Source organism: Agrobacterium sp. InxBP2 (genome assembly GCF_026191755.1).
Classification (GTDB): domain Bacteria; phylum Pseudomonadota; class Alphaproteobacteria; order Rhizobiales; family Rhizobiaceae; genus Agrobacterium; species Agrobacterium pusense.
Map to the genome: position 1 here is coordinate 168265 of NZ_JAINDY010000028.1, position 13852 is coordinate 182116.

At 59.3% G+C, this 13852-nt stretch carries 12 protein-coding genes and 1 pseudogene; 9 read left to right on the forward strand and 4 right to left on the reverse strand.

Annotated features, from left to right (window positions below; genetic code table 11):
* Positions 1-84: 84 nt before the first annotated feature.
* The 4 genes from K7A42_RS12225 (at position 85) to K7A42_RS12240 (ending at position 6126) form a co-directional block, all read left to right on the forward strand.
* A complete protein-coding gene (locus tag K7A42_RS12225) occupies positions 85-1239 on the forward strand; it encodes an efflux RND transporter periplasmic adaptor subunit (protein WP_282455261.1) in 1155 nt (384 codons plus the stop codon).
* A gap of 3 nt (positions 1240-1242) precedes the next feature.
* Positions 1243-4383 (forward strand): efflux RND transporter permease subunit, encoded by a 3141-nt coding sequence (locus K7A42_RS12230; protein WP_282455262.1) that lies wholly within the window; start codon positions 1243-1245, stop codon positions 4381-4383.
* A gap of 114 nt (positions 4384-4497) precedes the next feature.
* A complete protein-coding gene (locus tag K7A42_RS12235; protein WP_282455263.1) occupies positions 4498-5121 on the forward strand; it encodes a TetR/AcrR family transcriptional regulator in 624 nt (207 codons plus the stop codon).
* 528 nt (positions 5122-5649) lie between these two features.
* Positions 5650-6126 (forward strand): hypothetical protein, encoded by a 477-nt coding sequence (locus K7A42_RS12240; protein ID WP_282455264.1) that lies wholly within the window; start codon positions 5650-5652, stop codon positions 6124-6126.
* 47 nt (positions 6127-6173) lie between these two features.
* Here the strand turns inward: K7A42_RS12240 and K7A42_RS12245 are convergent, their stop codons facing one another.
* Positions 6174-6731, reverse strand: coding sequence for a sterol carrier protein domain-containing protein (locus tag K7A42_RS12245; protein WP_282455310.1), 558 nt, complete (start codon positions 6729-6731; stop codon positions 6174-6176).
* An 18-nt stretch (positions 6732-6749) separates the two neighbouring features.
* Positions 6750-7061: a hypothetical protein gene (locus K7A42_RS12250; protein ID WP_282455265.1), complete on the reverse strand. Its 312-nt coding sequence runs from the start codon at positions 7059-7061 to the stop codon at positions 6750-6752.
* 184 nt (positions 7062-7245) lie between these two features.
* Between K7A42_RS12250 and K7A42_RS12255 the strand changes: the two genes are divergently transcribed.
* Positions 7246-8619, forward strand: coding sequence for an ISNCY family transposase (locus K7A42_RS12255; RefSeq protein WP_282455266.1), 1374 nt, complete (start codon positions 7246-7248; stop codon positions 8617-8619).
* Positions 8620-8842: 223 nt separating this feature from the next.
* A pseudogene (locus K7A42_RS12260) lies at positions 8843-9873 on the forward strand (IS30 family transposase).
* A gap of 41 nt (positions 9874-9914) precedes the next feature.
* Here K7A42_RS12260 and K7A42_RS12265 read toward each other — a convergent pair.
* Together K7A42_RS12265 and K7A42_RS12270 are read right to left on the reverse strand one after the other, a co-directional pair.
* Positions 9915-11459, reverse strand: a complete 1545-nt coding sequence (locus tag K7A42_RS12265; protein WP_282455267.1) for a Fic family protein — start codon at positions 11457-11459, stop codon at positions 9915-9917.
* A gap of 314 nt (positions 11460-11773) precedes the next feature.
* Positions 11774-11983 (reverse strand): hypothetical protein, encoded by a 210-nt coding sequence (locus tag K7A42_RS12270; RefSeq protein ID WP_282455315.1) that lies wholly within the window; start codon positions 11981-11983, stop codon positions 11774-11776.
* On the opposite strand from K7A42_RS12270, the gene K7A42_RS12275 reads away from it, so the two are divergent.
* The 3 genes from K7A42_RS12275 to K7A42_RS12285 are packed head-to-tail and all read left to right on the forward strand — an operon-like array spanning position 11907 to position 13837.
* Positions 11907-12872, forward strand: coding sequence for an LLM class flavin-dependent oxidoreductase (locus K7A42_RS12275; protein ID WP_416220911.1), 966 nt, complete (start codon positions 11907-11909; stop codon positions 12870-12872). The genes K7A42_RS12270 and K7A42_RS12275 overlap by 77 nt on opposite strands.
* 45 nt (positions 12873-12917) lie before the next feature.
* Complete coding sequence (locus tag K7A42_RS12280; protein WP_282455269.1) at positions 12918-13184, forward strand: SemiSWEET family sugar transporter; 267 nt, start codon at positions 12918-12920, stop codon at positions 13182-13184.
* Positions 13185-13210: 26 nt separating this feature from the next.
* Entirely contained in the window at positions 13211-13837 is a 627-nt protein-coding gene (locus K7A42_RS12285) for a hypothetical protein (protein ID WP_282455270.1), read from the forward strand.
* Positions 13838-13852: the final 15 nt, after the last annotated feature.

The following is a 13852-nucleotide window of genomic DNA, read 5'->3' on the forward strand; positions in this document are numbered from 1 at the left end:
TTACAATCGGAATGTATGTATATAAGTACGCAGGGGCGGGCTCCTCTATGGTGGCCTCATAAAATTCTCATCGGAAGGTGAAAAATGGTCGAGAAAAGTCAGTGGTGGCGCGGGCGCACGGCGGCCCTTGCGCTGATCTTATCATGCGTCCTCTATCCCGGTAGAGTACTCGCGCAGCAACAACCCACTCCGTCGGTCACGGTTGAAACCGCCAAAGCAGCAGATTTTACGCTAACTGCGCGTTTGCCCGGACGAATCAAACCATCGACGATTTCAGAGGTACGCCCGCAGGTCTCCGGCATCATCCGGGAACGCCTGTTTGAGGAAGGTGCCCGCGTCGAGGCTGGTCAAGTTCTCTACAAGATCGAGGACGAAACCTATGTCGCGGCGGTGGAATCTGCAAAGGCCAATGTGGCCCAGGCGCAGGCCAGCTATGATTTCGCCGTCGTTGATGCGCGCCGTGCTGAAGAGACATTTGCCAACAATGTCAGCTCGGCAGCGAACCGCGACAACAAGATTGCCGAAAGAAACAAGACGCAGGCCGCACTTCAGGTGGCGCGGGCACAATTGACCACTGCGGAGATCGATCTGGAGAGAACAACGATTCGTGCGCCTATTTCAGGCGTCATTGGGTTTTCGGAAACGACGGCCGGCGCGCTTGTGGCTGCCCAGCAGACGACGGCCTTGACCACGATCCGCGCGCTCGACACGATCTATGTCGACGTAACCCAGTCCGTGAACGATCTTTTGCGTTGGAATGCCGACAAAAGGGTAGGGGGCAGCCAGTCCCAGTCCGTTGCAACGATGATCCTTCCGAACGGCCAGACTTACCCTGTAAAAGGTGATCTGAAAGCAGCCGAACCGAGGGTCGAGCCGACGACGGGCATGGTCACACTTCGAATTTCCTTTTCCAACCCGGACAACAGGCTTCTGCCGGGTCTGTATGTGGAAGTTGAGCTGCCGCAGGCCATTACCAAGGACGCCATCCTCGTTCCGCAAAGCGCTGTGATGCGCAATGCCAAAGGTGAGGCCTCCGTCTGGATCGTGGAAGGCGGCAAGATTGTTCCGCGTCCGGTAACGATTGTCACCAGTGCCGGCAATCGCTGGGTCACGAGCAGCGGGCTGAAGCCGGGGGATCAGATCGTCATGTCTGGTTTCCAGAAGGTGGCGCCGGGTGCGTCGGTGGAAATAGAGCAACAGCCGGTGGGCCAGCAGGCTGCCCGGGTCGGGAGCAACTGATCCATGGCACGCTTCTTCATAGATAGACCCATTTTCGCCTGGGTCATTGCAATCATCATCATGGGCCTTGGCGTCCTGTCGATCATGAGGCTGCCGATCTCGCAATATCCTTCGATCGCCGGCCCGTCCGTGGTCATCGGCGCGACCTATCCCGGTGCATCGGCCGAGACGGTTGCGGACACGGTGGTGCAGATCATCGAGAAGGAAATGACTGGCCTTGACGGGTTGCGTTACATCGACTCATCAACGACCTCCACCGGTCGCGCCACCGTCACGCTCACCTTCAATCTCGGCACCGATCCCGACATCGCGCAGGTGCAGGTCCAGAACAAGCTCAGCCAAGCCGAAGCGAGCCTGCCATCGGAAGTGACCCGCCAGGGCGTGACGGTTGAGAAATCGACAACCGGCTTCCTGATGGTGATCGCACTGATCTCCGACGACGGAGCCCGAAGCGCCATCGATCTCGCCGATTATCTGAACTCCTATATGGTCGAGCCGGTGTCGAGACTGAAGGGTGTCGGTAAGGTCGAAGTGTTCGGGTCGGAATATGCAATGCGGATCTGGCTCGATCCTCAGAAGCTGAAATATTACGGCCTCTCTCCCACCACCGTCATCAATGCCATCAGCGCCCAGAATGCGCAGATATCGGCCGGTTCCTTCGGCGCGATGCCGGCGCCGGAAGGCCAGCAGCTCAATGCCACCGTCACCGCCCAGTCACTCCTGAAGACGCCGCAGGATTTCGAACGCATTGTGCTGCGTGCCGATACCGATGGCGGGCTGGTGCTGCTGCGCGATGTGGCGCGGGCCGAGCTTGGAACGGAAAACTACGAAATCTCCAGTTTCTACAACGGCAAACCATCGTCAGGCATGGCGATTCAGCTGGCATCCGGCGCCAATGCGCTTGAAACGGCGGAACTGGTGAAGGCGAAGATGGCCGATCTCGGCGCGTTTCTTCCCGCCGGCGTGAGCTATGTCATTCCCTATGACACGACGCCGTTCGTCTCGCTTTCCATCGAGGCGGTCATTCACACGCTTATCGAAGCGATTGTGCTGGTCGTGTTCGTGATGCTGATCTTCCTGCATAATTTCCGCGCGACGCTGATCCCGACGCTGGCCGTGCCGGTGGTTCTGCTTGGAACCTTCGGCATCATGGCGGCGCTCGGATTCTCGATCAATACGCTCACCATGCTTGCCATGGTTCTGGCGATCGGTCTGCTGGTGGATGATGCGATCGTGGTGGTGGAAAATGTCGAGCGTATCATGCGCGACGAGCATCTCGATCCTGTCGCGGCCACGAAAAAGTCGATGGGAGAAATCCAGGGCGCGCTCGTGGGCATCGCCATGGTGGTTTCCGCCGTCTTCGTGCCGATGGCGTTTTTCGGCGGCGCAACAGGGGAAATGTACAAGCAGTTCTCGGTGACGATCGTCGCGGCCATGGCGCTCTCGGTGCTGGTCGCCCTGATCTTCACACCGGCGCTCTGCGCGACCATGCTGAAGGCCCATGACCACAATGCGAAGTCCGGCCTCGCCAGCCGTTTCAGCAACTGGTTCGAGCGCAATTTCTCATGGCTGACGACGCGGTACGGCAATGTCGTCAGGACTTCGGCGAAAAGGCCGGTGCGAATGTTCCTCGTCTACCTGCTACTGGTCGGCGCCATGGTCCTCCTTTACCAGAAGACGCCGACTTCGTTCCTTCCCGACGAGGATCAGGGAACCTTGATGACCATCATCCAGACGCCGCCCGGTTCGACCGCGCAAAATACCGAGGCGGTTCTGGGCAAGGTGGAAAACTACTACATGAATGCCGAAGCCCGGAACGTCGAGTCTGTCTTCTCGGTTCGTGGTTTCTCCTTTGCCGGTCAGGGCCAGAACATGGGCATGATGTTCGTGAAGCTGAAGGACTGGGAAGAGCGCAAGGGCAAGGAAAACTCCGCCCAGGCCATCGCCGCGCGTGCCTTCGGGCCTCTGATGGGCGGCATCAAGGAAGCGATCGTGGTTCCGCTGGTGCCGCCGGCGGTCACGGAACTCGGCAATTCCAACGGCTTTACCGCCTTCCTTCAGGCACGCTCCGGCCAGAGCCATGAGCAGCTTCTGGAAGCGCGCAACATGCTGCTGGGTCTTGCGGCTCAAAGCCCGAAACTCATGGCCGTCCGGCCGAACGGCGTGGAGGATGCTTCCCAGTTCGAACTCAACATTGACTGGGGCAAGGCCGGCGCCGTTGGCCTCAGCGCTGCGGATGTCGGCTCGTTCCTGACCACCGTCTGGTCGAGTTCCTATGTGAACGACTTCCTTTACGAGGGACGCATGAAACGCGTTTACGTGCAGGGCGAGCCTTTGGCACGCACCGGACCGGAGGACCTTGCTCTCTGGCGGGTACCGAATGCGAATGGCGATTTCGTCGATCTTTCGACCATCGCCAGCCAAAACTGGGTCTTCGGCCCCCAGCAGGTCAGCCGTTATGACGCCCTTCCCGCCATGTCGATCGAAGGGTCGGCTGCTGCGGGTTTCTCCTCCGGTGAGGCACTGGCGGAAATGGAGGCGCTTGCCGCAAAACTCCCGCCGGGCTTCAGCCTGCAATGGACGGGAATGTCGCTCGAGGAAAAGGATGCCGGTGCCGGCGCCTTACCTCTCTACGGGCTGGCATTGGCAACCATGTTCCTTTGCCTTGCGGCGCTCTATGAAAGCTGGACCATTCCCGTTGCGGTTCTGCTCGCCATGCCGGTCGGTATCCTCGGCGCGCTTCTGGGCGCGTGGATCGGTGGGCAGTCGAATGGCGTCTATTTCCAGGTCGGGCTTCTGACCGTGGTCGGCCTGACGGGCAAGAACGGCATCATGATTGTCGAATTTGCGCGAGAGCGAATGGCGCAGCTTGGCGAAAGCGCATTCGAGGCGGTTTGCCAGGCGGCGAAACTTCGGTTCCGGCCGATCCTGATGACGTCGCTTGCCTTTGGCCTCGGTGTCATTCCGCTGGTCATATCGACGGGTGCTGGCGCCGGTGCACGCCAGGCTATCGGCTTTGCCACCTTCTTTGGAACGGTGACAGGGACTTTGCTGGCGATTGTTTTCGTGCCGGTCTTTTTCGTGCTGATATCGGGGATATTTAGCCACAGAAGCGTAAAGGCGGCGGAGCCGAAAACTGCCTGAGGTTGATGCATTCCCGTCCCGCCGTGATGAGTTGCGGCGGGACGGCAGTTTGCTTTTGCCGGGCTGGTCCATGTAGAAAGCAACGGCGAAATTCAGTCACGGGAGTTTAGAGGCGTGAGAAGAACCAAGGAGCAGGCGGCGGAAACCGGTCGCCAGATCTTGCAGGCGGCGGAGACCCTGTTTCTGGACAAGGGCTATGACAATGTCAGCCTAGAAGAAATCGCTGCTCTTTCCGGTGTGACCCGGGGTGCAATCCACTGGCATTTCAAGAACAAGCACGGGCTTTTGCTCGCTCTCCGAAACGAGGCGCAGGAACCGTTTCGGCGATTTGCCGACGAACTTTCCGAAGGCCGGAGCTCCGCTTCCATCGAAAAACTCGGCGACATCATAGCCGACACGTTCAGGCTGCTGGAGCAGGATCCGCGTCAACGCGGTCTGCTGCGGGTGATGATGCGGCTCGATATCGTTCTGGCGGAAAAGGATGAGGCCGCACAAAACACGTTTCCCGAGGAAATGCATGAATTATTCGTGCGCATATTCAGGGCAGTCGAGCGAAACCCCGGAATGGTGAAACCGTGGACGCCGGAAAAGGCTGCCTCCATGCTTTATGCGGCGATGGGCGGTCTCATTACGGAATGGGCGCTAAGCAAGAGCGTCTTTACGCTTTCCGAAGACGGGGGCCTTCTGGTCGCGACTTTGCTCGCAGGAGTTCAGAAAAAACACCAAGGCCTCGGCTGAAGCAATTCTGACATAATCACCCCAAGCGAACCGCTCTGACATGCGCTGGTGACGGAAGATGACTAGGTTCAAATTTACAAACGTGTTGTATGTATATATAAAGGTATCGCTACGGTTGCCCCGGCAAGTAGCGCTGGTTGACCGGTATGATCCCGAAAGCGAACCGGTTGCCCAATGGAGGAGGCGGTTCCGAAAATGATGAAGGATCGCGAAAATATTTCGCGCCAGTCTCCTGCCCTTCGCGGCAGCCTGGCCGTTTCCACGGGTTACGGAGGTTCCGTGCCTGCTCCGTCTTCGACAAACATGGCCCTGACGTATCGTCCCCTGCCGTCAGGGCCAATGATGTCCGCAACGCTCATTGCCGGACATCGGACGGGGCACGTTTTCCCCCACCAGCGTGCCCCGTCATTTCTCCCGCGGCTTCGCCGCCTCATCCGCAGTGGCCGGGAGGTTGGCCAAAACCGCTTCAGGAAACCGTCCGACTGGCTGAGAGTTGTCGCGCTTGGCGTCATTCTGGTCGATTTTGCCGTGTTGTCCCTCGCCAACAGGTTTCTCGACCGGAACTTTGAAGGTTATCTGCCGGGCCTCGGGCCAATGCTGGGCGGATTGCTGTTTGCAATCATCATCATGCGGCTTGCGCGCCCCGCATTTTATCCGGATTGGATTGCCATCGGCGCCCTTCAGGCAGCGATGGGATGTATCGTCTGTGTTGATGAGAGCCTTAGGTCGTCTGCGGCCTTTTTGCTTTTTTGCTGTCTGTTTCTTGGTCTTTCGTTATTGCGGCTCTGGGTTGGAGAAACGATCCGTCCCCACCGGGGGGCTCCATCCCTGCTGGCAGGCGGCTTGACCACCCTCTTCTTTGTCGCATGGCTGGTCGCGGATCGCTCCTTTGGACTTGGAGGGGGCCCGGACATCATTCTGGCCGCAGATCTTCTAGTGGCAGGCTTCACGATAATGTTGTTCGGACTCTCTCTGCGGACTGACAAGGGTGACTCTCTCCCTTGATCATCAATATAGATCTCGACCAGCGCAGGGTTGGGCTTCTGTGCGATTCAGAATGATATCCCTGAATGCGGCTTTCGGCTGGTCTCGAACACGCGGTCAAGCTCTTCCACAGGTCCCTCACAATCTGCGACAATACGTCCGGATGCCGCAAGATGTGAGGCGCTTTGTGCCCCGAATATCAGCGTGGCGAGGTCCGAAATCGCAACGGAGGCTTCCGGTTTTGCGCCGCTCTTGCTCGCACCCTTGGGACCGAAGGTCCAGATACCCGCATTGTCGGGGAAGAGGTCATCCTTCACCGCAATCGTTACCCCGCGCGTGCCGGCGAGACGACGGGCTGAGAGCAGTGCCTCGAGATCCAGCGGCCGTATCCAGCTTTCGTCACGTTGACCGGATATGTCAAGCGCACGCGGGTTTTCCAGAAGCAACGGCAGCGGGTCATCAACCGGCCGGGATGGAAACACGACTCGGTGCAGGATGTCCTGGGTGAAGAGATGACCAATCAGTCCGCGCCAGGCTTCGCCGTCATGGGCAACAAGATCGTCGACGATCACCGTGCGGCGCGTTGATGTGAACCAGTTGTCCGAAGGCTCGACATGGAAGCGCAGAAAGCCGCTTTCATCTCCCTAAGCGCCAAATACCAAGGCATGGTACGGCGTTGCGCCATGCGCGGTGCGGTATTCCTGCATCGACCACCAGCCGTCCCATCGGGACAAGGTTGCAGCGCGCGGTTTCGGATCCGTATCGGCAATCCTGCGAAACAGGTCAAAATTTTCGCGGGCATCGACGATGCGGATCTTTTCACGCGACGTCTTTGCCGCAAGTCCGGTGCGCGTGAGATCGACCTCCTGGCGGACCGACCAGGATGCGACCCCGTAGCCATAACGGCCATAAATGCGGGGATCGGATGCCCTGAGGCCTGCGTGGCGTCGAATCAACTAGGTAAATTCTTAACCTTGAACACATTCCACTTAGCAGACGTTACTCCGATTCGATCTTGACAAAAGTTCCATAATAAAGCTTATGCGATATGTTATTGTAGCCGCAAAGTTAAAGTGTCCTGTTTCTGCAAAGTTGGAATGTCACACTCCCCGGATCTGAATGATACCCGGGAGATTGCGGATGGGATTGATAGCGATGAGCGAGCGCGATCTGCAACGGATCGAGATCTTGTCGAAGGTGGTCGCCGGCCGGATGACCACGGTATCGGCGGCGCATGTGCTTGATCTGAGCGAGCGCCAGGTGCGCCGGCTGCTGGAGCGTATACGGACTGGCGGCGCGGCTTCGATCCGGCGCAAGGCAATCGGTCGGCCGTCGAACAACCGGATCAGCGACGGGGTTCGCGATTATGCAATGACGCTGGTTCGCGAACGCTATGCGGATTTCGGACCGACATTGGCGACGGAGAAGCTGGCCGAGCGCGACGGACTGCGTGTATCGCGCGAGACGGTGCGCAGCTGGATGACTGATGCCGGCCTCTGGCTGTCGCGCAAGCAGCGCCGGACGTTTCATCAGCCGCGGTTACGACGAGAAGCCTATGGCGAACTGGTGCAGATCGACGGCTCGGAGCATCGCTGGTTCGAGGATCGCGGACCGTCTTGCTCGCTGCTGGTATTTGTCGACGATGCGACCGGCAGGTTGATGCAGCTGCGCTTCGTGCGTTCCGAAAGTGCCTTCAGCTATTTCGAGGCATTGGAGCTGTATCTCAAGCGTCATGGCGCGCCGGTTGCCTTCTATTCGGACAAGCATTCAGTGTTCCGGGTGGCGAAGAAGGATGCCAGGGGTGGTCAGGGCATGACCCAGTTCGGGCGTGCGCTCTGCGAGCTAAATATCGAGATTCTCTGTGCAAATTCGAGCCAGGCCAAGGGCCGGGTCGAGCGGATGAACCGGACGTTGCAGGATCGCCTGGTCAAGGAGCTCAGGCTTTCTGGCATCGACAGCATGGAGGCGGGCAATGCGTTCTTGCCTGTTTTCATAGAGGACTACAACGCGCGTTTTGCAATCGTCCCTGCCCGTCCCGACGATCTGCATCGGCCGCTGAATCTGGCGCCGGATCGGTTGACCGAGATCCTGTGCAAGCGCGAGCAGCGCTATGTCGGATCGCAGCTGACGTTTTCGTTCGAGCGCAAGCGGATCATGCTGGAGGAGACCGCGGTGACGCGTGGCCTGGTTGGCCGTTATGTCGAGACCTATGCGTATGCGGACGGTCGGCTGGATGTGCGCTGGAAGGGACATTCCCTGCCCTATCAGGTGTTCGACAAGGACCAGCGGGTGACGCATGCGGCGATCACCGAGAACAAGCGGCTCGGTGATGTCCTGGCGTATATCAAGGAGCGCCAGGACGAGCGCCCGGCGCCTGACGTGAAGAACAACAGCGACAAGAGTGGATACATCAAACGCGCGCGTGGACCCGGTCGTCGGAAAGACTTCACGACCGATCCGGTCGTGATTGCGCGGCGAAAGAAAGCACTGTCGCAACAGCCGGCTGCGGAGTGAGGCGTCTCAAAGCTAAAGCCGAAGAGCTGTATCGATCACCCGCCCCGATCTGATCTTGCAAGCGGGATCAGCCGCTCAGATCGGGGCTGGTCGGTGTTGCGTGTGGTGACATGCGGACATTTCTACTTTGCAAACCCGCGGACATTCCAACTTCCACGCCACAGTTATTGTACCCGGGTGGGTTCTAGAATGAAGTGCGACTTGCTAATGATCCCAAAGGGTTATTAATCGCAAGGATGATGCAACGAAGCGCACCTACTCTCAGATTGCATTGGACGAACGCCGTAAGATTGCCCGCTGGAGGTTGGCTGGGCTCAGTATCGACGCCATCGCAGAAAAACTCGGAAGGCACCGTTCGACGATCTTTCGCGAAGTCCGGCGCAACATATTCATCGACAAAGAAGTCCCTGATCTTAGCGGTTACTACTGCGTGACCGCGCATCAGATGGCCTGTGATCGCCGCTTGAAGCTGCGCAAGCTCGCGCGCTTCTCGCATGTCCGACAATCGGTTATCGAGCGGATCGTACACGGCTGGTCACCGCAGCAGATTGCCGGAAGGATGCGACTTGAGCATCATCCGATCTCGGTGAGCCACGAGACGATCTATAAATTCGCATACTCAGCCGACGGTCAGGCGATCAAGCTGTGGCGACACCTGCCGGAACGTCGTGCCAGGCGCAGGCCGAGACACGCCAGACGCAAGCACGGTCAACGCTTTAGCTCGGATCTGAACATTCTGCGACGTCCCGACACTGTCGGCGAACGCAAACAGTTTGGGCACTGGGAATGTGATCTCATCCAGTTCCGCAAGAAGTTTGGGAAGGCCAATGTCACATCGCTCGTCGAGCGCGTGAGCGATTTGCGATCTTCCTGCGTAACAACGACCGTCAGTCACGTCCGGTTATGGACGGCCTGATACAGGCCCTCAAGGCCCTACCCCATCCCGCCCGTCGCTCGATCACCTTCGATCGTGGCACCGAGTTCACGGACTGGCCGTATCTGCAAGCGAGCATCGGCACCCAAACCTGGTTCTGCGACCCGCAATCGCCATGGCAGAAAGGCACCGTCGAGAATACCAACGGCCGCGTCCGGAAATGGCTTTCGAGAGAGGTCGATCCATTGTCGGTCACAGATGCCGATCTAATCGAGATCTGCAACCGCCTCAACGCAACACCCAGAAAATGCCTCGGCTATAGGACACCGGCCGAAGTCTTTCGCAAGAAACTGCTCGCGCAGATCAGGCATGCCAGCTAGCTTGATACGCAACAGAAGTCGCGGTTCAGCGTGAGCTCACATCAGCCCCGCAATTGAAGATCGGCATAAACCTCTTCGATCCTCGCGGCCTCCTCATCGGTAAGCGCAGCGAACTCCCTGTCTCTCGCACGCTTTGACAGCCTTCCATCGTTCTGGCGCAGGAACCGAAACAGAAGGTCGAGCAACCGATCCGGCATGTCGATCAAGCTCTGGACCTCTGTCTTGAACGCATCATAGATACGCAGGAACGCGGTCTCGGCCGGCAAATCGACGTCGATGGTGCGGGCGACGCATTCAAACAGGAACTCCGCATGCGGCGTCAGGTCGAGATAGCGGTAGAAATCGGCGGTGTCGTTCAAGACCTCGACATTGCCACGATCAGTCGCCTGCCAGCGGATATGCGGCAGAAGACGGCGCGAATAGCTTTCGAGTACGGTCCGATAGGCGTCGATGCGATCAAGGATGACGGCCGACACCGGAAAGACCAGGCCCGGCGGATTGAAGCCACGCTCGGCAAGGACATGATGGATCAGATAACGATGCAGTCGCCCGTTGCCGTCCTCGAACGGATGGATGTAGACGAAGCCGAAGGCGAGGATGGCGGCGGCGAGGACCGGATCGAGCCGGTGCGCGGCGCCGCGATCGAAGGCGATCAGCCCATCGACCAGTGACGGAAGATCGTCGTGGCGGGCGTCGACATGATCGGGGATCGGCGCGCCGGTCAGGCGGTCGTGTTCACCGATGAAGCCGCCCTCCTCCCGCAGTCCGAGATGGACGAAACGCGCGTCGCCGATGACGATGCGTTGCAACCGTTCGAGCTCGGCGCGGTCGATCGGCCGGCGGCCGGCTTCGCCGATCACCTGTCCCCAACGCTGGATGCGATCCTGTGGTGGATCTTCTCCCTCTATCTGGAAGCTCGAACGCGAATCCTTGAGCAGCAGGAAGGCGGCAGTGCGCGCCAGAAGATCGGTGGGCACTTCGGCGACGAGCCGTCGTGCCTTGTCGCCGAGGCCGCGCGCGACGAAGGCCTCGAGTGCGGGCGTGCGAAAGATCAGCGGGCAGAAGGCGGGCGTGCCGGGGAGGTTGTTCTTCACGCGGTGGCGAGTCGAAGTCGTCCCCTCAACCGCCCATTGTTGCTCAGGATCGACGGTCAGGGCGTAGCTGCCCTGGGTCGCATCGGGCAGATCAAGCCGCGTATCAAGCAGCCATTCGTAGAGGAACCAGAGCCTGCGCGCATAGGCGCCGGTCGGCGCTGCGCGGACGATGGCCGCGATCGGCTCCGGGCCGGTTTCGCGGAACAACGCCTTCAGGACTGCAAGATCCAACCCCTCGTAGCGGAGTGCAAATGTAAGGTGGCTGGCGAGTTTCTCATCCGGCCGGTGACGCGGGGTGTAGAGGCTCCAGCCCTCGGCCTGGTAGACCTTGTGACGTGGTCCGATGGCCGACAGGTTGATCGGCACGGGCACGGACAAGCTCCAGGCATCGATCAGGGCGGCATAGCCGACCGGAACGGCGGCTTCCGGCAGCCAGCGCCCGTGAAAAACGCTTGCCTGTCCTGAAAATGACTTCTTCTGCCCCGGCTCCATAAATTTTGATACCTAGCCCTGAAATTGACCTCAGGACAGACATTCTCATGAAATCCGATAACCCACAATGAATTTCGATTCATAATCTTAGATTGGCGTGAAAATCGATTCCAGGCCAAGAATACGGATGGCGCTTACGCGCCCCCATCTCGAAGCGATAGACCGGAATGCCGAGCTACTTGGCCTTGTCGGCGAGGTTGTCCTGGATACCGGTGCCCGGCCAGACGATGACGCCGATCGACAGAATGCCGAGCATGGCGTCGCTGCGCTTGAAGGGAGCTGCCTTGGCATGCTTGCGCCTGCTGCGGCGGTGGCTATTCGGCGATCTCGGCTACCTTGATAGGCTGCTCGACGGCACGCAACAAGGGCACCTGCGACAACCGCGTCGACATCCGGCGCGACCAGCTGGAGACCCCCGTGCTTACGCGCTGCGCACCCGGATGCTCGATCCCAAAATCTTCGCCGAGTTTTGCGATGCCTATACGCAGGAATGGAATCGCCTGCGTATGGACGCGCGCCAACATCAATGCTGCCGAGGCCCACTTTACCCCGTGGAGTGGGCGACAGGGGAACTCGGGCAACAACTGGGCGTGGCTGGGAGCTGCCATGGCCGTCACGACCCTGCCCTTTGGCAGCCTCGCCATTCCTAGTGGTTTGCGCTATCACCCGGTCACTCTTGCGCATCTGATTGCCACTCTCTCGGAAATGTTTCCAGACCGGCTACGCTGGGTCGCCGTCGGAAGCGGTGAAGCCTTGAATGAACATGTCGTGGGAAAAGGCTGGCCGGACAAACATGAACGCAATCTGCGTCTGCAGGCCGGCGCCGACATCATGCGAAGGCTGCTCAGGGGAGAGACGGTGTCCCGCATCCTGCCATGGTTTTCAGCTGACTCCGCAAGGCTTTGGTCGCTTCCAGTGCGGCCTCCCGCTCTCTTCGGCGCCGCACTCTCCGCGCGGACAGCTGCTTGGATGGGTGACTGGACAGACGGTCTGCTGAGGGTTCGCAAGCCCCAGGAGGAGCTGGTCCACGTCTTCGACCAGTATAGGTCAAGGGGCGGCTCGGACAAACCGCTCGCACTCCAGTTGCAGCTAAGCTGGGGAGCCACAAGGGACGAAGCCCGTATCGCCGCCTGGGATCAATGGCGAACGGCAGCAGCACCAGCGGACCGTCTGGCAAACCTTGCAAGCCCGGCTGCTTTCGACAGCGCGACGCGCGAAATTCTCCCGGAGGAGATGGACCGGTTTGTTCCTCTGGTCACAGAAGCTGGTGACGTCCTTCGGCTCATCGACGAGTGTCGTTCATGCGGCGTCGGAGAACTCTACATTCACAACGTCTCCCGCGACCAGGCGGGCTTTATTCGATTCATGGGGCGCGAGGTATTGCCAGCAGTCGCCGCGACGTCACCAACGTGACGCCTCGATGCACCGAACTTGACTGATTGAAAGGATATTTTGCTCATGGACGGCGGTCTTCTGGTTGGCTATCTCGCCTCGATATGCTCCGTGACGAGCTTCATTCCCCAAGTCTGGAAGGCGGTGAGGTCCGGGGACACTGCGGCGATTTCGGCGCCTATGCACATATTGACCGTAACCGGATTTGCGCTTTGGGCAGCGTTCGGCTTCCTCCGCGGCGAATGGCCAATCATTTTAACGAACTCGATCTGCTTCTGCCTGTCGGGGATCGTCCTGTTCCTGAAGCTCCGGGAGTGTCGCCGGCCGGAATAAGCACGTCACGTCGTTCAGAAAGTGACGTGGCGGAAACCAGATCGCATTTTTTTGGCCGTCAAAGCGGGCTATATCCGCTCGGACTTGCTTTCGCCGGTCCGCGAACGTCCCGCGATTACCAGGGCCACGGCGCTGCAAATCGCTCCGGACAGGAGATAAAGGCCGATAAAGGCTATCCCGAAGCGCGTCGCAAGGTAGAAAGCTGCTGCCGGCGCAAAGCCGGCGCCGATCAGCCAGGCGAGATCGGAGGTCAGGGCAGAGCCGGTGTAACGCAGCCTCGTGCTAAAATTGTCAGCAATAGAGCCCGATGCTTGCCCGAAGAAAAATCCCATGAGAGCAAAAGCGGAAAGCAGGAAGGAATACTGACCGGTTCGTCCGACGTCGATGAGAAACGGTGCGGAAAGACTGAAAAGCGCGGTCAAGATTGCGCACAGCATCAGGTGCCCGCGCCGTCCAATCCGGTCCGCGACGTAGCCGGAGGCGACGATCGCAACCGTACGGAAGGCTGCACCGACGACCTGCATCGCCAGCATCTCACCCGTCTGCTCGCCTCTAACGAGAGCGATCCAAGCGAGGGGAAATATGGTGACAAGGTGAAAAAGAGCGAAGCTGCCGAGCGGCATGTCAACCGCGCAGCATTCCGCCCTGACTGACAGCAGAATGGAAAA

Coding starts and splice junctions, on each gene's coding strand:
- K7A42_RS12265 (WP_282455267.1), bottom strand. CDS start 11,459: ATGGAGCCGGGGCAGAAGAAGTCATTTTCAGGACAGGCAAGCGTTTTT.
- K7A42_RS12230 (WP_282455262.1), top strand. CDS start 1,243: ATGGCACGCTTCTTCATAGATAGACCCATTTTCGCCTGGGTCATTGCA.
- K7A42_RS12225 (WP_282455261.1), top strand. CDS start 85: ATGGTCGAGAAAAGTCAGTGGTGGCGCGGGCGCACGGCGGCCCTTGCG.
- K7A42_RS12255 (WP_282455266.1), top strand. CDS start 7,246: ATGGGATTGATAGCGATGAGCGAGCGCGATCTGCAACGGATCGAGATC.
- K7A42_RS12270 (WP_282455315.1), bottom strand. CDS start 11,983: ATGTTGGCGCGCGTCCATACGCAGGCGATTCCATTCCTGCGTATAGGC.
- K7A42_RS12280 (WP_282455269.1), top strand. CDS start 12,918: ATGGACGGCGGTCTTCTGGTTGGCTATCTCGCCTCGATATGCTCCGTG.